Source organism: Campylobacter sp. IFREMER_LSEM_CL1085, from assembly GCF_025772235.1.
Taxonomy (GTDB): Bacteria; Campylobacterota; Campylobacteria; order Campylobacterales; family Campylobacteraceae; genus Campylobacter_D; species Campylobacter_D lari_D.
Genome location: NZ_JAKMRU010000009.1, coordinates 65,972 through 83,415, shown reverse-complemented (window position 1 = coordinate 83,415; position 17,444 = coordinate 65,972). Strand labels below are relative to the sequence as shown.

Below are 17,444 nucleotides of genomic sequence, written 5' to 3'. Positions count from 1 at the left end.
TAAATTTAACAAAAAATAGTTTAGCGGACGGTAGTTTATGTTGCTTCAAACTATAAATTCTACTACAACATACCTCGGAAAAAGATAATGAATTAATAAACTACTATGTTAGATATACTATTTAACTTAAAAATCAACTAGATAACTTTCTATGCATTTGATTTTAATTTCAACTTTTTTGAGCATTTGTTGCACTTATTAAGATATATTTAAATAATTTATTTTCATATGTAAATCATAATTCACTTTATGGATAACACCAATACAATCACATGTATACTCAAATATTTCTTCGCTTTTTATCATCTCGTTTTGTTTTGATAAATTTTGATTAGATGAATTTTGAACATAATCTCTTATTTTCATATCATGTATACTAAAATGATTAAAAAACCATGATGATACTATATTATAAAGTTCATTTTTAAGTCCATTAGTACTACAACACTCATATAATAGACTTTTCATAGATTTTACAATATTTTTATGCATTATTATATGCTCATCTAAATATGGATATTTAATTTCTCTCATATATTCCTCTTCATTATCAAAATGATTTTTCATATATGAAAATAACTCCATTAATACTTTTTTTAATTCTGTTTTATAAATATGTCTATTTGAAAGTCTAAAAACTTCTAAAGTTAAAGCAAAAAATCTCTGATGCTGTAAATCTATTTTTTTCATTGCCTAAACAATATTCATCACTCCAAGAGGGAAAATTACTTACCATATACCCCCGCCGATTAAATCAATCGAATATTTTACTGACAAATTTTACAATCATACTTAGCGCCATTAAAAATTTTAAGATGCATATTATGTGAAATTTTATATTTTTTATTTAAGCATCCACAAGTATAAAGAACATATTCTTTTTTCTTAAAATTAGCATATTTTATATCTTCCTCTAAAATATACTTAATGATATTATTATCTATAAAATCACTAAATTTTGTTTTAAATTCATTTATGTTTGATGTGTTTTTAACCAAAGAAGCTAATGAAGACATAATTTTTATGCTCTTTTATATGTATATCGGTATATGGGTAAGCAATCCTTTTCATATATTTTTCTTCATATTTTGCATGATCTTTAAGTTATTTTAAAAATTCAATCGAAAGCATTCTAACTTCATTAATACTTGCATGATTATTTTTTATAAAATAAATTTCTTTAGCTAAATAAAATAAGCTTTTATGTTGTATATCAATAATACTATTCCAAACGGTATATTTTTGAGTCCATATTTTCATATATAATATTCTTTATTTTGTAGTATATATAATAGTATTATCCATAAAATAAATATTAATATATATATAATTATTTAATAAAAAATTTATTTAAAAAACAACTTAGCAAACTAGCAATAATTATAAAAATAATATAAATATAAAAATACTCCTTATATACAAAATTAACAATAAAAGGGGTTATAAAACCCAAAATCGCATAAGAAATATTATAAGCAAAAGAAAGACCACTCGATCTTAACTCTGTGGTAAAAATTTGAGTCATAAAAATAGGAGCAAAAGCTATAATACCTTGTGCAAAACAAGCAAGCAAATAAAATAACAAAAACCACTCATTATAAAAGCTAAAAGCTATACCAAAAATTCCAAAAAGTAAAGTGAAAATCAAACAAATTTTAAAATGTCCTAAAAAATCTGCTAAATATCCTTGTGCTAAACTTCCTAGTATGATCATCACTATGGCCAAATTTTGATATAACAAAGCAGTAGTTTTGCTAACTCCTAATAAGCTTTCAAAATATTGTGGCAGTATCATTAAAGTAGCCACCCCACTTGTTAAAACCACAGTAAGTAAAGCGCATATTAACATACTTTTTTTATGTGTTTTTAAAGCCTGCAAAAGTGGGAAATTTAAAATTTTTTCTTTTGCTTTTATATTTTTAAAAGCTGGTGTTTCATTCAATTTCGTGCGTAAAAATAAAGCCAATATACCAAAAAATCCTCCTATAAAAAAAGGAATTCTCCAAGCAAAGCTTTCTACTTCTTCTTTATCAAAATACGCATATATAGTCAAAGTCGCTAAATTTCCAAGCAATAAACCTAAAGTCAAAGTCGCTGAAATAAAACCAAGTGCCAAACCAAGTCTTTTTTTACTCACAAATTCACTCACAAAAATCCAAGCACCGCTAACTTCAGCTCCTATAGCTAATCCTTGGGCTATCCTAATAACAAAAAGCATAAAAGTAGCCAAAAGCCCTATGCTTTCATAAGTAGGTAAAAAGGCCAAAATAAAACTTGGTACAACCATTAAAAGCATGCTAATATAAAAAACATTCTTACGCCCTTTTATATCTGCAAAATGCGCTAAAACAACAGCACCAAAAGGTCTGGCTAAATACCCTGCCCCAAAGGCTACATAAGTATAGATTAATGGCCAAAAATCATCATTTTGAGGAAAGAAAATTTTTGCAAAAACACTTGCAAAGAAGATAAATAAAACAAAATCATAAAATTCTAAAATACCACCTAAGGAAGCATAGATGGTATTTTTAAAAGCTTTTTGCATTATTAAATTTTGCCACCTTCAATTACTACATCATCAGCTTTTATATCATCACTAAAAAACGGCTTTAAAGTTTCATCATAAGCTTTGTGGAAAAATTGTTCATTTTGTAATTTTAAAATCAAATCATTGATAAAATTTAACATAGCTTCGTCACCTTTTTTTACAGCAGGAGCTATAACATCATGATTTCCAAGTTCTTTAATCACTACTTCAAAATTTGGATTTTCTTTAGCCCAGGCAAAAAGCAATGCATTATCATGACTTAACGCATCACCTCTTTTACCAATTAAAGCTGCAAAAGTTTCTGTATTTTGATCAAATTTAATCGTTTTAATATCTGGCATATTTTTTGTAAAATACGCATCAGCTGTTGTGCCTTTATTTAAAATTAAAGTTTTATTTTTTAAATCATCTAAAGTTTCAATATCTGACCCTTTAGGAGCCACCACCCCAAGAGCAACTTTCATATAAGGTAATGCAAAATCAACCACAGCTTCTCTTTCTGGGGTTTTTGTAAAATTTGCTAAGATTAAATCTACTTTATTTGATTCTAAAAATTCTACTCTATTTGCTGCTTCAACAAGTACAAATTGCACTTTTGACTCATCACCCAAAAGTTCTTTTGCTATGCGTTTAGCAAAATATACATCATAACCTTGATTTTTCCCTTGTGCATCTAGGTAGCCAAATGGAGGTTTATCGCCAAATACACCTATACGGATTACACCTTGCTGTTTGATTTTCTCTATGGAATTTTCATTAGAGCTTGAATTTGAGCATGCGCTAAAAAAAAGTGCCATCAAAAATGATAAAAGAAAAATTTTTTTCATGTTTTATCCTTATGATTAAAAATTTAAATTTTTAAACCTTATATTATTTTTTTAAATAAATATTTTAAAAAAATAAAATTAACGATGAAAATCAAACAAATTGAGAAATTTTTTCGCACGATCTGTCTTTGGATTTTCAAAAAATTCATCAGGATTTGAAATTTCTACTATTTTACCATCATCCATAAAAACTATTTTATCAGCAACTGCTCTTGCAAAACCCATTTCATGTGTAACTATAAGCATAGTCATACCATCTTTTGCCAAATTTAAAATCACATCTAAAACTTCACGCACGATTTCAGGATCAAGCGCTGCTGTAACTTCATCAAAAAGCATGATTTCAGGGTTCATACAAAGACTTCTAACTATGGCTATGCGTTGCTTTTGTCCACCGCTTAATTCTTTAGGATAAGCTTTTATTTTATGCAAAAGTCCTACTCTATCAAGCCAGTATTTTGCTTCTTCTAAAACCTCTTCTTTTTTTCTTTTTTGCACCTTTAAAGGTCCTAAAAGTATATTTTGCTCAACATTTAAATGATCAAAAAGCTCATAAGATTGAAATACCATACCTATTTTTTGACGAATTTGAGTCCATTTTTTATAATTTTTATCAATTTTCTCATCATCTACTAAAATAGCTCCATCAGCCATTTCTTCTAAGCCATTAATACATCTTAAAAGTGTAGATTTCCCACAACCACTTGGACCTAGTATAACCACTACTTCTTTTTGATTTACTTCTAAATTAATATCTTTTAAAACATGATGATCATCATAATATTTTTGTAAATTTTGTATTTTTAAAATGCTCATATTAGCTCCATTTTTTCTCTAAAAACTTTGAATATACCGACAAAGGATAACAAAGTATAAAATAAATCAATAAAATCAAACCATAAATCACAAAAGCCGCATAAGAATTTTGAAATAAATTAAGCTCAATCACTTGTTGACCTACTTTAATAAGCTCTATACCGCCGATTAGATAAATCACTGAAGTGCTTTTAATAATTCTTGTAAAAAGATTAATACTCATTGGCAATAATCTTCTCAAAGATAAAGGTATAATGATAAAAAGATAAACTTCAAATTTATTAAAACCTAGTGAAAGTCCTGACTCATACTGATGTTTTGGTATACTTGCTAAAGATGATCTAACCAAATCCATCATCTCAAATACACCCCAAATACTAAAAACAATAATACTTGAACCCAAAGCACTCAAATGCCATCCAAACCATTTCGCCAAGCCAAAATGCACTATAAAAAGCCAAACAATCAAAGGCATAATACGCACAAACTCAAGCATAAAACGACAAAAAACATAAAGGAATTTGTTTTTAGAATGCATTAAAATTCCAAAAAATACTCCTCCTATGAGTGAAATCAAAACGCTAATCAATGAAAGCTCTAAAGTAACCTTTAAACCTTGCGCTAGTCTAAAAAAGGTATCTTGATTTAAAATTTCAAACATAATTTAACCTTTTTTCTATACGGTTTAACACTAAAGATAAAGGTAAAATCAAGATCAAATAACAAAGCACCAAAGCAAATAATGCTTCGTTACTTTTATAATAAAGCCCTATAAGATCTTTAGCCACATATACTAAATCTGCTAAAGCAATAATGCTTACTACAGAAGTTTCTTTAAGTAAAAAAATGATATTTGCACTAATGCTTGGCATAGCTATACCCAAAGCTTGAGGCATAATAATATAACGGAAATTTTGCCATTTGCTCAAACCCAAAGAAAGTCCTGATTCATATTGTTGTTTTTTAACCGCTTCCATACCCGCTCTTAAACTTTCAGCCATATAAGAACCACCTAAAAAACTAAGTCCTATCACAGCACAAGCAAAAGAGCTAAGTTGAATTCCAAATTCAGGTAAAGCATAATATAAAAAGAAAAGTTGGATTAGCAAAGGTGTGTTTCTTGAAAATTCTATATAAATTTTACAAATTGTGTTTAAAAAGGAAAATTTAAAATAACTCACTCCCACACAAAATAAACCTACTAAAAATGAAAAAAACACCCCATAAATAGCAAGTTTTAATGTAAGCCAAGAAGCTTGTATAAACATAGGGCTAAACTTGACTAAAAAATCAAAATCCATGAAACCATCCATACTTTAAAATATAATATTGTAACAAATAAGACTTAAAAAGACTTAATTAAATTTTGCATTTTTTCTTTATTTAAAATTACTATTTTACCTTTATTTGTGCAAATAAGCTCATTTTGTTTTAATTCTTTTAAAAAACGCGACAAAGATTCTGGGGGTAAATTTAAAATCACAGCGATTTCTTTTTGTTTTAAATTTTGTAGCTTTTCTTCATTTTCTAGTAAAAAGCTGACTAATCTTGACTTTAAATCCAAAGATTTTTGTCTGATAAAATTTTCTAAAATTCGAATTTTACCGATTAAAGAAGTCAAAAGTAAAAAACTAAATTCTCCATTTTCTAAGCATAATTTTTTAAATTCATTAAAATCAAAAACACAAATTTCACAATCTTGCTCACAAATTGCATTGGCTGGGTAATCAATACCCTCAAACACAGGCATTTCAGCTATAAAATTTACCGGAGTTAGAGTGTGTAGTGTTAGCTCAAAACCTTTTGCATTTACCTTATATATACGCACTTTTCCACTTAGTAAAATGTAAATTTTATTTGCTTTTTCACCTTGAAAAAATAAAATATTTCCTTTCTTAAAATACTTCTTTTCGCCCTTTGAAATCAAAATTTCAAAATGTTTATCCATTTTTTTCTTCCATATTTTTAATACTTTCTTTTGCTTTTAAAACCAGCTCTTCATCATCTGCAAAATCAAAAAATTTAAAGTGATTTCCATGTTGCACTCTACCATCTAGTAAATCCCCACTTAACCTGTTTTTTAAATCAAGCTCAGCTATTTTAAACCCATCTAAAGTTTTAGCAAATTCAAGCAAACGACTTGGAATTTCTTTTTGCTTAGTATATAAATAACAAAAGCTCTCAAGCCCTACTCTACCTACCCTACCTCGAAGCTGATGTAAGGTAGCAAGCCCAAGTCTTTCAGCCCCAACAATAACAATCACGCTTAGTCTTGGTAAAGAAATTCCCACTTCAACCACGGTCGTAGAAAGTAAAATCGTGCCTTTTTCTCTAAATTCTTGCAAAATTTGATCTTTATTTTTATCTTTTCCATGAGTCACATAAACATTTTTGTATTTGTTTATCCAATACCCTTGTGCTTGTTCTAGCGATAAATAATCTATATTTTCACTTTCATTTACCAAAGGATAAATGATGATCACTTGATGATTTTTAGCTAGTTCATTATCGATTTTTTTAAGCAAATATTTAAAATCTTTATCTTGTATGCAAAAAGTTTTAATGTCTTTTTTAAAAGGCATTTGTTTAATAAAACTAAAATTTACAAGCTCACTTTGTATCATAGAAAGTGTTCTTGGTATAGGTGTAGCAGAAAATTGCACGATATGTGGAGCATATTGAGAGTTTTTACTAAGCTCACTTATTTTTTGTCTTTGATTAGAGCCAAAGCGATGTTGCTCATCTATCATCACTAAAACTGCTTCAAATTCTTCTTGATAAATGAGCGCATGTGTACCTATGATAAAATGGGCTTGTTCTTTTAATTTTGCTAAATCTTTATCTTTTTTACCACCCTTTAAAAGCAATACATTAACAAAATCAGGCAAAAGTCTTTTTGCTTCATGATAAATTTGCTCTGCTAATATACTAGTTGGAGCCATTAAAATAGCCTTTTTAGGATATACTAGCAAACTTGCAGCAAGTATGACCAAAGTCTTACCACAACCCACATCACCCATTACCACACGCCTTTTAGCGACTTTATTTTGCAAATCTTTTTTAATATCTTCTATTGCTAAAAGCTGATCATTTGTAGGGCTAAATTCTAAACCTTTAAGCCAAGAGCTTATATCAAAAAGTTCTATTTCATAAGCATTTTGTGATATTTTTTTACCCTTTAAACGCCTTAAATGATTAAAAATTTCTATATATTTTAAATCTTTAACTATGGCATTAAAATTTTCATAAAGAATTAAATCATCATAATTGTGTAAATTCAAAAGTAAATTGATATATTTTTGTTCTAAATTTAGCGCTTTTAAGTTAGCTTCATTGACATATTTTAAAATAAGCTTTTTGATGCTTTCATCTTTAATAGAGCTAATTTGGTATTTAGGGATTATTTGACCTATGTTTTTTACTATTTTTGGGTTTATAAACTGCCAAATTCCATTAAAAAAATTCATCTTTGCATGGATACAAACCAAAGCATTATGTTTAAAAATTTTAAAATGCCACTTATTAGGATGAAAGATCACTATATTTGCTTTTATACCCCATTCTAAACATTCACAAAGTATAAAAAGCTGGGAGTGATGATTTTGTGTGCTAATAATTTTTACATTTTGAGTGCAAAATGTATCTTTTGGAAACTTTGAAATTCTAAAATCATCAAATTTTTTAGGTAAAATCAAAGCCAAATCGATACAATTTTTAACCCCTAAAGCATGAAGTAGTTTTAAGTCCTTTTCTTCAACTTTCATTTTCTATGCTTGCAAAACTCACTTTGGTAATTTCACTATGTGCTTTGATAAAGTCATTTAACTCATCTAAATTAGTGTTTTTAATCTTTTGCATTTCTTCTTTTAAATTTCCAAGTTTTAAACCATGCAAATATTCATTTAGCATTATATCTAGTCTTTTAGCCAAGTTTTCATACCTTAAAGGCATAGATCCTACTAAAAATTGTTTAGCTAGTTGAAATTCTTTTTCATTGACTCCATTTTGGACAAAGTTTTCAAAAACTTCCTTAACTAAAGCTTTAGCCTCATTGGAACTTTCATTTTTAGTTTGCAAATACCCAAAAACTCTACTATAATTTAAATTTACATCAAGCATAGCATATGCTGAATACGCCAAGCCTCTTTTTACACGCACTTCTTCCATCAAACGCGAACCAAAACCACCTTGACCTAAAATAAACAAAGCAAGTTTAGCTAAATACATTTTCTCATCATTAATTTGTATATTAAATGGAGAGCAAAAATATATATAAGCTTGCTCGGTGCTTTTTTGCTCACTTACTTCTATACTCTCATCAACGAGCTTGTAGCTTTTGTTTTGATTTGGGACATTTCTTTTTAGAATTTGGCAAATTTTTTCTACTTTAATCTTTACTTCATTTTCTTTAATATCTCCACCAAAAACAAATAAAGCATTATCAAGTACTAAATTTTCACTCATAAAATCTTGTAATTCTTTTAAACTAATCTTTTCTATGCTTTCTTTAGTCCCATCAAGACCACTAGCAAAAATTTCATCTTTGAAAACATTCTTATTCAAAAGTCTTTTTGCTTGATAATCATAATCAGTATTTAAACTTGCAAGCTCACCCAAGGCTAAAGTTTTTAATCTTTGTAAGATTTTTTCATCAAAACGCACATTTAAAAATAATTCTTGTAATTTTTCTAAAGCAAAATCAAAATGTTCTTTCAAGCATTTAATACTAATTTGAAAATGTTCAAAACTAGCCTTAGCATAAAGCTCTATAGCACGGTATTCTAAGCTTTTAAAAAACTCATCATTACTTCCTTCATTTAAAAGCCTAGCAAGCATACTTGCACAACCTCTATTGTGTTTTTCTGCTATTTTTCCACTATTTTTAAAAATGAGCTTAAAAAATACTACAGGAAGCTCATTTTCATACTCATATATTATGTCTATTTTAGTTTCATTAAAGTCTAAATTTAACATTAAAACCTTTCTAAAATATTATAAGCTGTATCGCGTTTGGCAGGTAATTCCCCTATGTCTTTAATAAGTTCTATCATTTGTTCTTGATTCATTCTGTATTTTGCACCAGCTGCGGCTACAACATTTTCTTCCATCATAGTTGAACCTAAATCATTTGCACCAAATTTTAAAGCAAGTTGACCTATTAAAGAGCCTTGTGTTACCCATGAACTTTGTAAATTTTTAAAATTATCTAAATATAATCTTGCCAAAGCTAGTAATCTTAAATACCTATTAGAGCTTTGCTTGATGATTTCAGGGTGTTTTTTGATCAAAGGAGTATTTTCACTTTGAAATGACCATAAAATAAAAGCTCTAAAGCCATTTGTTTTATCTTGTAGATTTCTTAAATGATCAAAATGTTCGATGATTTCCTCATCATTTTCAACTGTACCAAACATCATTGTAGCAGTACTTTTCATACCTATATTATGCGCACTCTCATGCACCCTAAGCCAAGTAGCCGTGTCGCATTTATGTGGCGCTATAACATCTCTTACCCTATCGCTTAATACTTCAGCACCCGCTCCAGGTATAGAAAAAAGTCCTTTGACTTGTAATCTCTTTAAAACCTCTTCTATAGAAATTTTAGAAACTCTTGCTATATAAGCTATCTCTACTGCTGAAAAACCATGCACGGTAATCGTTGGATAATTAGTTTTTATATAAGAAAGCAAATCTTCATACCATTCTATTTTAAGTTTTGGATGTACCCCGCCTTGAAATAAAATTTGCGTTCCGCCTATAGCTTGTAATTCTTCTATTTTTTGCCCTATTTCTTCATATCTTAAAATATAGGAATCATCATCTTTTTCTTTTCTACAAAAAGCACAAAAATCACAATCAATACAGCAAATATTTGTATAATTTATATTTCTATCTACCACAAAAGTAGTTATTTTTTCAGGATGAAGCTCTAATTTTCTCTCATAAGCCATTGCACCTAGTTCATATAAAGGTGCATTTTGGAGCAAATTTAACGCTTCTTTTTTACTTAATCTACTCATTCTTAAACCTTTTTATAAAAAAGGATTATTATAACATTTAAATGTAAAATAATCTTAAAGACGATATAATCAAGCCCTTTAATTTCATATATTCATAGGATACTCATGACTTATAGGTCTTTACTTAAAAATAATAAAACTTTTCGCCTTTTAGCAATAGTACAATTTATAAGTTATTTTGGTGCGTGGTTTTCTCAAGTAGGTGTTTTTACCCTTTTAACTAAAGAGCTCGGTGCACCTGCTAATATCATAGGTTTTTCAGCTATTTTTGTTTTTTTACCTTCTATTATACTTGCACCTATAAATGGGGTTATAGTAGATAGATTTAAACCTAAGAATTTATTACTCACAATGATTAGTATTGAAATGATTTCTATTTTTATGTTAATTTTTGTAAATTCTTTAGCCATGCTTTGGTTGTTATACTTTTTAACCTTTGTTCGTATGGCGGTTGCAAGTATGTATTTTCAAACAGAAATGTCAGTTTTACCTAAAATTTTAACCCCACAAGAATTAAAACTAGGCAATGAGCTTCATAGTATCATATGGGCTGTATCATATGCTTTGGGTATGGGTGCAGCAGGGCTTTTTATAGATCTTTTTGGAGTAAAGCCAGCCTTTATAGCTGATACTTTAATGCTATTTTGTGCTATGCTTATACTCAAAACTTTGATTTTACCTAATGAAAAAAATACCACACAAAATAATCTTTTTATATTAATCAAAGAAGGCTTAGTTTATGTATTTAATAATAAAAAAATCATTCATTTGATTTTACTTCATGGGGTTGTAGGGATAACTGCTTATGATGTTTTAATCACTCTTTTAGCAGAATATGAATACGCAAAAGTTATTTCTATACCTCTAGCCATAGGGCTTTCTAATGCTATAAGAGCCATATCTTTACTTATAGGCCCTTATGTGCTTAGTCCTTATATTAATAAAAACACTTTGGTATATTTATACTTAGCGCAAGGTGTAGGTATAATGCTTTGGGCTTGCTTGCAATTTAACTTTTATCTTGCTTTTGTAGGCTTGGTAATGGCTGGTTTTTGCACTTCATCTTTATGGAGCTATACCTATACACTTTTGCAAAATGATTGCGACAAAAGATACTATGGCAGAGTGATTGCTTACAATGATATGGTATATTTAACCTTTAGTGCAATTATTGCTTTTTCAACAGGATATTTATTTGAATTTTATGGAATAAAACTAAGTCATTTTACTTTTGGCTTAGGAGTATGTTTTATCTTTGCAGCAATTTATTGGTGGTGGTTTAATAAAAAATATAATTAATCCACCTTAGAATAATAAACTCCACCTGCTGAAAAGTTTTTTTCAAAATAAGCTGTTTCAGGCACAAGATCTGACTTTCCTGGGTAAATTCTACCTTCTTTATTCAATATCCTATAAAAACGCTCCATAAGTCTTATTTTAAAATCTTGATCAAAATATATCATCATATTTCTTGAAAAAATCACATCAAATTTTCCAAATTTAAATAAAGAATCATCAAAGACATTACAAAGATCAAAACGGCATCTGCAAGCTAGGGTTTCTTTTTTAAGATGATACATTCTATCTTTTACATCAAAATAACGCGTTTTTTGCATAGTGTTTAATCTAGATACTGAACGCTCTGAATAAATCATTTCATTACATTTATCTATCATTTTTTTATTAATATCTATACCAACTATATTCATACCTTTAACAAAATTCTCACTTGCTAAAATAGCTAAAGAATACACTTCTTCGCCGCTTGAACATGGAGCACAAAGCACATTTACAGGGCGATCAAGAGATTTTATATAAAAAATCACATCTTTTAATTGCTCTAATTCTCTAAAAAAATAAGTCTCACAAACTGTAATAAAATCCATAGTTTCTTGTTTTAAATTTCTTTGAAACTGCACTTTTTCATTTAATTCACTAAGACTGCTCAAGCCTAATTCTTGTAAAAATTTAGGAAGTTTAATAGATAATATATCCTTTTTCGCATTTAAGTTATTTCCACTTATTTGCTCTACGATTTTTACAAAATCATTCATTTCATTTTCTGTAATCTTTATCATCTTTTTTTGTCCTACGATTTGATGAAATTTGTTATTTCTTTTTTGAGTTCTATTAAACTCATAGGTTTTAAATTTGGATTAGTATCTCTGGCTTTTTTTGGCATACCATATACTATAGAATCAGCCTCATTTTCGCACAAACACCTTACTCCTGCTTTATAAAGTTCAAACAAAGACTTAGCACCATCATCGCCCATTCCTGTCATAATCAAAGCTAAAATTTTATGATATTTGCAAAGATTAACAGCAGAATTAAATAGCACATCAATCCCTGGATTAAAACTACTAGTTTCATCTGTAGTATTTAATGTTAAGGTATTGTTGCCACTTAAGATCATATTTCTTTGACAAATATAAATTTTATTTTTCAAAACTTCCTTATCACTTGGTATAATCACCTCGCTTAATGCTTCTTTGTTAAATTGATTTACAAAAGAAGGAATAAACGCAGGATTCATATGCTGAGCAATCACTACTGCACAATCTTTCAATTCTACATCATTTAGTAAAAACTTTAGTTGGCTTGGGCCACCTGTTGAAGAACCAATTAGTATAAGCTTCATTTTTTACCTTAAATAATTCATTGTTATTATATCAAATAAATATTTGAAAACATAAAAAAATAATTATATATAAGAAAGAAAAATTTTAATTAAATATGATAAAATTAATACTTTAAAATTTCAAAAATGATAAAGTGAATGTTAAATGTTAAGAGAAAAAATTTATATTGCAAGTGATCATGCTGGTTTTATTTTAAAGCAAGAAATTACTAAATTTTTACAAGAAAAAAATATTACTTTTGAAGACTTAGGTCCTTTTAGTGAGGATCGTTGTGATTATCCTGATTATGCACATTTATTAAGCTCTAAAATAAATGAAAAAAGTTTTGGAATTTTAGTATGCGGATCAGGAATTGGTATGAGTATAGCAGCAAATCGTCATAAAAATATACGCTGTGCTTTGTGTAACGAATCTTTAAGTGCTAAACTTTCAAGAGAACATAATGATGCAAATGTTTTAGCGCTAGGAGCTAGATTAATAGGGGTTGATATGGCTTTTGAAATTATCTCAAATTTTATCAACACTTCTTTTAGCGGCGGAAGACATTGCGCAAGAATTAGTAAAATAGAGGAAAGATTATGATCTTAAGTTGGCTTGTATTAACTGTATTAATTTGTATTAGTATTTATATGACTATTATGCTACTTTATTATAAAACCCTGCTTCATAAAGAAAAAGTGGCAAAAGAATTTATAAAAAACAACCTTGATGATACTGAAATTGTTATTAGAAAACTACAAGTACAACTTCAAAGAAGTTTGGGTAATATTGATATTTTAACTGAAGAATTAAACAAAAGCAAAGCAGACTTAACCTCTCTTAGAACAAGAAATTCACAATATCGTATTGAAAATGAAAAACTAAGACAAAGAATCAAAGAATTAGAAGCAAAAATAGAGGCATTATTATGATAAAAGAGCAAGATAAAAAATATTTACTAGATAGCATTAGAGCTATTAAGGATTTTCCAAAAGAAGGGATTGTTTTTAGAGATATTACTACTTTATTAAACAACAAAGAAGCATTTGCGTTTTTAATGGATCATTTAGTTGAAAAATATCAAAACGCAAAGCTTGATTATATCGTTGGTATAGAAAGTAGAGGTTTTATTTTTGGAGCTGCCTTGAGCGCTAGATTAAGACTTCCTTTTGTGCCCATAAGAAAACCTGGAAAGCTACCTTCAAAATGCTTACAAGAATCTTATAGTTTAGAATATGGCAGTGATACTATAGAAATTCATATCGATGCTTTTAATAATCAAAAAGCAAATGTTTTACTTATAGATGATCTCATCGCTACAGGTGGTACAGCAATAGCCGCTGTTAAACTCATAGAAAAACTCAATGCAAAATGTGTTGAAGCTTGTTTTTTACTAGAGTTAAAAGATCTAGATGGTGCTAAAGAATTAGCTAAATTAACTTCTGTTTATAGTGTTTTAGAGGTATAAAATGGAAGAATTTTTAAAACAACTTTTGTATGATTATAAAAATTGGGCTTATATTATTGTGTTTTTATGGTGCATACTTGAAGGAGAACTTGCACTTATTTTAGCAGGTATTTTTGCACATGAAGGCCATGTAAATTTAGGACTTATTATTTTTATAGCAGGCTTAGGTGGCTTTGTAGGCGATCAAATATACTTTTATATAGGAAGATATAACAAAAAATACATTCAGAAAAAACTTCGCACCCAAAGGCGTAAATTTGCCATAGCACATTTACTTTTACAGCGTTTTGGTTGGCCTATTATCTTCATACAAAGATATATGTATGGTTTTAGAACTATTATACCTATGAGTATAGGATTAACTCGTTATAGTGCTAAAAAATTTGCGTTTATTAATCTTATTAGTGCGTGGGCTTGGGCTGCTATAACTATTTTACTTGCATGGTTTTTTGGAAAAGAAATTTGGCTTGCAGTAGAATGGGCTGGAAATCATTGGTATTTTGCAGTGCCAATTATTGCTGGCTTTTTATTAGCTTTATTTTTAGGAATGAAACAAATAGAAAAATCAATACTTACAAGAAGGACTCGCAAATGACTTTTAATTTTATAGAAGAAAATATCGGCTCTATAAATGCTGATTTTGAAATCATTTTAATACAAGATAAAAAAATAGAAAAATACACTCAAAGTCAAGAACTTTTCAAGCTTTCAAGCTATAAAGGTGAAGGAATTTGCATAGATATGCAAAATAAAATTCTTTATAGTGAACTTAAAAGCTTAGAATATGAAGATATAAGGCTTGCTTTTGCAAATGCATACAAAGCTTTAAAAAAACTTGAAATTCAAAGCGTAAAAACAAAAAGTGTCATAGGAAAATGTGTAGTAAATAGCTTTAATGCTATGATTCAAGGATTTACTTTTGGTGCTTATGAATTTAACAAATACAAAAAAGAAAAAACACCAAGCAAATTAGAAAATATCTTCATTGCAAAAGATGAAATTAATAATAAAACATACAACCTAGAAGAGGCTTGCATAGGTATAAACTATGGTCAAATTTTTTCAAATGCTTGTGATTTTGCAAAAAATATCGTTAATGAAATCCCACAAATTTACACTCCTGCCAAAATGGCCGAAGATGCGCTTGAACTGAGCCAAAATAATTCTAATATTTCATGTAAAATTTATGAAAGCGATTTCTTAGAGCAAGAAAAAATGCAAGCATTTTTAGCAGTAAATCGTGCTTCAATTCATCCCCCAAAACTCATTCATCTTTCTTATAAACCACAAAATCCAAAAATGAAAGTAGTGTTTGTAGGTAAAGGGCTAACTTATGATAGCGGTGGACTTAGTTTAAAACCTGCTGATTACATGTTAACGATGAAATCAGATAAAAGCGGTGGTGCGGCTGCAATGGCTATTATCAAAGGTGCAAGTGAGTTAAACCTTGATATAGAAGTTCATTCTATCATCGGCGCAACTGAAAACATGATAGGCGGAAATGCTTACAAGCCTGATGATGTGCTTATTTCAAGAGAAGGTGTGAGTATAGAGGTTAGAAATACCGACGCAGAAGGAAGATTAGTTTTAGCAGATTGTCTTTCACTTGCTCAAGATCTAAAACCTGATTTATTAATAGATCTTGCTACTTTAACTGGAGCTTGCGTAGTAGGACTTGGAGAATACACAAGTGCCATCATGGGAAATAATGAAGATTTGCAAAATGAATTTTATAAAATAAGTAAAAAAAGTGGAGATTTAGCTACTATTTTACATTTTAATCCGCACTTAAAAGAGCTTATAAAATCAAACATAGCAGATGTTAGTAATACCTCTTCAAGTCGTTATGGCGGAGCCATTACTGCGGGATTATTTTTAAATTCTTTCATTAGAGAAGAATACAAAGACAAATGGCTACATTTAGACATTGCAGGACCAGCTTATTTAGAAAAAGCTTGGGGTTATCATAATTTTGGTGCAACCGGAGCAGGTGTTAGAATGTGCCTTTCATATTTACTTTATCTTTCAAGGAAACAAAAATGAGTTTATCAGTTGGTATAGTAGGACTTCCAAATGTTGGAAAATCTACCACTTTTAACGCTCTAACAAGAGCACAAAATGCTGAAAGTGCAAACTATCCATTTTGCACCATAGAACCAAACAAAGCAGTGGTACCTGTGCCTGATCATCGCTTAAAAGAACTAGCAAAAATTGTTAATCCACAAAAAATTATACGCTCAAATATAGAATTTGTTGATATAGCAGGCTTAGTAGCAGGAGCTAGCAAAGGTGAGGGTTTGGGTAATAAATTTTTATCTAACATACGCGAAACAGAGATGATTTTACATATTGTGCGTTGTTTTGATGATGAAAATATCACCCATGTTGCGGGCAGTGTTGATCCTGTGCGTGATGTACAAATCATAGAAACAGAACTTATACTAGCAGATATAGAACAACTTAGCAAAAAAATAGAAAAACTCACTAAAGGTGCAAAGGCCAATGAAAAAGGTGCAAAAGAAACCTTGGTATTAGCTAATGAACTTTTAGAGCATTTAAATCAAAATAATAGCGCAAGTTCTTTTGCTAATAAAAATGAAATCTATCATGCTCTTATAAAAGAACTAAGATTGCTTTCAGCTAAAGAAGTGATATATGGAGCAAATGTAGATGAGAATTCGCTTTTAGAAGATAATGAATTTGTAAAAGATCTTAAAGAATTTGCAGCAAAATCAGGCCATGAAGTAATCAAACTTTGCTCTAAAATAGAAGAAGAAATGATAGCTTTAAGCGATGAAGAAAATTATGAATTTTTAAAATCTTTAGGTATAGAAAGTAGCGGGCTTGAAGTAGTTATACGCACAGCATTTTCAAAGCTAAACTTGATTAGCTATTTTACAGCAGGTCAAGTAGAAGTTAGATCATGGACTATACAAAGAGGTTGGAAAGCACCAAAAGCAGCAAGCGTGATCCATAATGACTTTGAAAAAGGTTTTATCAAAGCTGAAGTAATTTCTTATGAGGATTATATCGCTTGCAAAGGCGAAAGTGGTGCTAAAGAAGCAGGAAAACTACGCCTTGAAGGGAAAGATTATATCGTACAAGATGGCGATGTAATGCATTTTAGATTCAATGTTTGATAAT

General features: G+C 29.2%; 21 protein-coding genes. 7 read left to right on the top strand and 14 right to left on the bottom strand.

Translation table 11 applies throughout. The features are described 5' to 3' along the window. Positions 1-198 precede the first annotated feature (198 nt). From L8W56_RS05270 to L8W56_RS05215, 12 genes are all read right to left on the bottom strand, one after another. Entirely contained in the window at positions 199-690 is a 492-nt protein-coding gene (locus L8W56_RS05270; protein ID WP_263659627.1) for a hemerythrin family protein, read from the bottom strand. Positions 691-767: 77 nt separating this feature from the next. Continuing rightward, the gene (locus L8W56_RS05265) at positions 768-1,016 is read right to left on the bottom strand and encodes a hypothetical protein (RefSeq protein WP_263659626.1); all 249 of its coding nucleotides are present in this window, start codon (positions 1,014-1,016) and stop codon (positions 768-770) included. 88 nt (positions 1,017-1,104) lie between these two features. Beyond that, the gene (locus tag L8W56_RS05260) at positions 1,105-1,260 is read right to left on the bottom strand and encodes a hypothetical protein (RefSeq protein ID WP_263659625.1); all 156 of its coding nucleotides are present in this window, start codon (positions 1,258-1,260) and stop codon (positions 1,105-1,107) included. Positions 1,261-1,330: 70 nt separating this feature from the next. Beyond that, positions 1,331-2,545: an MFS transporter gene (locus tag L8W56_RS05255; protein ID WP_263659624.1), complete on the bottom strand. Its 1,215-nt coding sequence runs from the start codon at positions 2,543-2,545 to the stop codon at positions 1,331-1,333. Positions 2,546-2,547: 2 nt separating this feature from the next. Beyond that, positions 2,548-3,345, bottom strand: coding sequence for a cysteine ABC transporter substrate-binding protein (locus L8W56_RS05250; protein WP_375154872.1), 798 nt, complete (start codon positions 3,343-3,345; stop codon positions 2,548-2,550). Positions 3,346-3,453: 108 nt separating this feature from the next. Next, on the bottom strand, positions 3,454-4,191 hold the full coding sequence (locus L8W56_RS05245) for an amino acid ABC transporter ATP-binding protein (protein WP_133318954.1): 738 nt from the start codon (positions 4,189-4,191) through the stop codon (positions 3,454-3,456). A 1-nt stretch (position 4,192) separates the two neighbouring features. Continuing rightward, positions 4,193-4,852: an amino acid ABC transporter permease gene (locus L8W56_RS05240; RefSeq protein WP_133318955.1), complete on the bottom strand. Its 660-nt coding sequence runs from the start codon at positions 4,850-4,852 to the stop codon at positions 4,193-4,195. Next, positions 4,845-5,492 (bottom strand): amino acid ABC transporter permease, encoded by a 648-nt coding sequence (locus L8W56_RS05235; RefSeq protein ID WP_133318956.1) that lies wholly within the window; start codon positions 5,490-5,492, stop codon positions 4,845-4,847. Before L8W56_RS05235 ends, L8W56_RS05240 begins: the two co-directional genes overlap by 8 nt. A 44-nt stretch (positions 5,493-5,536) precedes the next feature. After that, positions 5,537-6,139, bottom strand: a complete 603-nt coding sequence (locus L8W56_RS05230) for a Crp/Fnr family transcriptional regulator (RefSeq protein WP_133318957.1) — start codon at positions 6,137-6,139, stop codon at positions 5,537-5,539. Then, positions 6,132-7,955: an ATP-dependent DNA helicase RecG gene (gene recG / locus L8W56_RS05225; RefSeq protein ID WP_263659623.1), complete on the bottom strand. Its 1,824-nt coding sequence runs from the start codon at positions 7,953-7,955 to the stop codon at positions 6,132-6,134. Before recG ends, L8W56_RS05230 begins: the two co-directional genes overlap by 8 nt. Continuing rightward, on the bottom strand, positions 7,945-9,165 hold the full coding sequence (locus L8W56_RS05220) for a M16 family metallopeptidase (protein WP_263659622.1): 1,221 nt from the start codon (positions 9,163-9,165) through the stop codon (positions 7,945-7,947). The genes recG and L8W56_RS05220 overlap by 11 nt, the downstream gene beginning before the upstream one ends. Continuing rightward, positions 9,165-10,211: a dehypoxanthine futalosine cyclase gene (locus L8W56_RS05215; protein WP_263659621.1), complete on the bottom strand. Its 1,047-nt coding sequence runs from the start codon at positions 10,209-10,211 to the stop codon at positions 9,165-9,167. The genes L8W56_RS05220 and L8W56_RS05215 overlap by 1 nt, the downstream gene beginning before the upstream one ends. Before the next feature lie 105 nt (positions 10,212-10,316). Here L8W56_RS05215 and L8W56_RS05210 point away from each other — a divergent pair, with 105 nt between their 5' ends. Then, positions 10,317-11,510: an MFS transporter gene (locus L8W56_RS05210; protein ID WP_133318961.1), complete on the top strand. Its 1,194-nt coding sequence runs from the start codon at positions 10,317-10,319 to the stop codon at positions 11,508-11,510. On the opposite strand, the gene L8W56_RS05205 is transcribed toward L8W56_RS05210, so the two are convergent. Both L8W56_RS05205 and L8W56_RS05200 read right to left on the bottom strand, forming a co-directional pair. Next, a complete protein-coding gene (locus L8W56_RS05205) occupies positions 11,507-12,289 on the bottom strand; it encodes a CheR family methyltransferase (protein ID WP_133318962.1) in 783 nt (260 codons plus the stop codon). The two genes, L8W56_RS05210 and L8W56_RS05205, sit on opposite strands and share 4 nt — an antisense overlap. Before the next feature lie 11 nt (positions 12,290-12,300). Next, complete coding sequence (locus L8W56_RS05200) at positions 12,301-12,852, bottom strand: CheB methylesterase domain-containing protein (protein ID WP_133318963.1); 552 nt, start codon at positions 12,850-12,852, stop codon at positions 12,301-12,303. A gap of 145 nt (positions 12,853-12,997) precedes the next feature. Here L8W56_RS05200 and rpiB point away from each other — a divergent pair, with 145 nt between their 5' ends. From rpiB to ychF, 6 genes are read left to right on the top strand one after another with little or no spacing between them, the layout of a single operon-like run. After that, positions 12,998-13,435 carry a ribose 5-phosphate isomerase B gene (gene rpiB / locus L8W56_RS05195; RefSeq protein ID WP_133318964.1) on the top strand — a complete coding sequence of 146 codons (438 nt, stop codon included), beginning with the start codon at positions 12,998-13,000 and terminating at the stop codon, positions 13,433-13,435. Continuing rightward, a complete protein-coding gene (locus tag L8W56_RS05190; RefSeq protein ID WP_133318965.1) occupies positions 13,432-13,764 on the top strand; it encodes a hypothetical protein in 333 nt (110 codons plus the stop codon). Before rpiB ends, L8W56_RS05190 begins: the two co-directional genes overlap by 4 nt. Beyond that, a complete protein-coding gene (gene apt, locus L8W56_RS05185; RefSeq protein WP_133318966.1) occupies positions 13,761-14,300 on the top strand; it encodes an adenine phosphoribosyltransferase in 540 nt (179 codons plus the stop codon). Before L8W56_RS05190 ends, apt begins: the two co-directional genes overlap by 4 nt. Position 14,301: 1 nt before the next feature. Beyond that, complete coding sequence (locus tag L8W56_RS05180; RefSeq protein WP_133318967.1) at positions 14,302-14,895, top strand: DedA family protein; 594 nt, start codon at positions 14,302-14,304, stop codon at positions 14,893-14,895. Beyond that, a complete protein-coding gene (locus L8W56_RS05175) occupies positions 14,892-16,343 on the top strand; it encodes a leucyl aminopeptidase (protein ID WP_263659620.1) in 1,452 nt (483 codons plus the stop codon). Before L8W56_RS05180 ends, L8W56_RS05175 begins: the two co-directional genes overlap by 4 nt. Then, on the top strand, positions 16,340-17,440 hold the full coding sequence (gene ychF / locus L8W56_RS05170) for a redox-regulated ATPase YchF (RefSeq protein WP_263659619.1): 1,101 nt from the start codon (positions 16,340-16,342) through the stop codon (positions 17,438-17,440). The genes L8W56_RS05175 and ychF overlap by 4 nt, the downstream gene beginning before the upstream one ends. Positions 17,441-17,444: the final 4 nt, after the last annotated feature.

Bases quoted from the DNA above. Each gene is read 5' to 3' on its own strand.
- L8W56_RS05270 (WP_263659627.1), bottom strand. From the start codon at position 690: ATGAAAAAAATAGATTTACAGCATCAGAGATTTTTTGCTTTAACTTTA.
- L8W56_RS05265 (WP_263659626.1), bottom strand. From the start codon at position 1,016: ATGTCTTCATTAGCTTCTTTGGTTAAAAACACATCAAACATAAATGAA.
- L8W56_RS05260 (WP_263659625.1), bottom strand. From the start codon at position 1,260: ATGAAAATATGGACTCAAAAATATACCGTTTGGAATAGTATTATTGAT.
- L8W56_RS05255 (WP_263659624.1), bottom strand. From the start codon at position 2,545: ATGCAAAAAGCTTTTAAAAATACCATCTATGCTTCCTTAGGTGGTATT.
- L8W56_RS05250 (WP_375154872.1), bottom strand. From the start codon at position 3,345: ATGGCACTTTTTTTTAGCGCATGCTCAAATTCAAGCTCTAATGAAAAT.
- L8W56_RS05245 (WP_133318954.1), bottom strand. From the start codon at position 4,191: ATGAGCATTTTAAAAATACAAAATTTACAAAAATATTATGATGATCAT.
- L8W56_RS05240 (WP_133318955.1), bottom strand. From the start codon at position 4,852: ATGTTTGAAATTTTAAATCAAGATACCTTTTTTAGACTAGCGCAAGGT.
- L8W56_RS05235 (WP_133318956.1), bottom strand. From the start codon at position 5,492: ATGGATTTTGATTTTTTAGTCAAGTTTAGCCCTATGTTTATACAAGCT.
- L8W56_RS05230 (WP_133318957.1), bottom strand. From the start codon at position 6,139: ATGGATAAACATTTTGAAATTTTGATTTCAAAGGGCGAAAAGAAGTAT.
- recG (WP_263659623.1), bottom strand. From the start codon at position 7,955: ATGAAAGTTGAAGAAAAGGACTTAAAACTACTTCATGCTTTAGGGGTT.
- L8W56_RS05220 (WP_263659622.1), bottom strand. From the start codon at position 9,165: ATGTTAAATTTAGACTTTAATGAAACTAAAATAGACATAATATATGAG.
- L8W56_RS05215 (WP_263659621.1), bottom strand. From the start codon at position 10,211: ATGAGTAGATTAAGTAAAAAAGAAGCGTTAAATTTGCTCCAAAATGCA.
- L8W56_RS05210 (WP_133318961.1), top strand. From the start codon at position 10,317: ATGACTTATAGGTCTTTACTTAAAAATAATAAAACTTTTCGCCTTTTA.
- L8W56_RS05205 (WP_133318962.1), bottom strand. From the start codon at position 12,289: ATGATAAAGATTACAGAAAATGAAATGAATGATTTTGTAAAAATCGTA.
- L8W56_RS05200 (WP_133318963.1), bottom strand. From the start codon at position 12,852: ATGAAGCTTATACTAATTGGTTCTTCAACAGGTGGCCCAAGCCAACTA.
- rpiB (WP_133318964.1), top strand. From the start codon at position 12,998: ATGTTAAGAGAAAAAATTTATATTGCAAGTGATCATGCTGGTTTTATT.
- L8W56_RS05190 (WP_133318965.1), top strand. From the start codon at position 13,432: ATGATCTTAAGTTGGCTTGTATTAACTGTATTAATTTGTATTAGTATT.
- apt (WP_133318966.1), top strand. From the start codon at position 13,761: ATGATAAAAGAGCAAGATAAAAAATATTTACTAGATAGCATTAGAGCT.
- L8W56_RS05180 (WP_133318967.1), top strand. From the start codon at position 14,302: ATGGAAGAATTTTTAAAACAACTTTTGTATGATTATAAAAATTGGGCT.
- L8W56_RS05175 (WP_263659620.1), top strand. From the start codon at position 14,892: ATGACTTTTAATTTTATAGAAGAAAATATCGGCTCTATAAATGCTGAT.
- ychF (WP_263659619.1), top strand. From the start codon at position 16,340: ATGAGTTTATCAGTTGGTATAGTAGGACTTCCAAATGTTGGAAAATCT.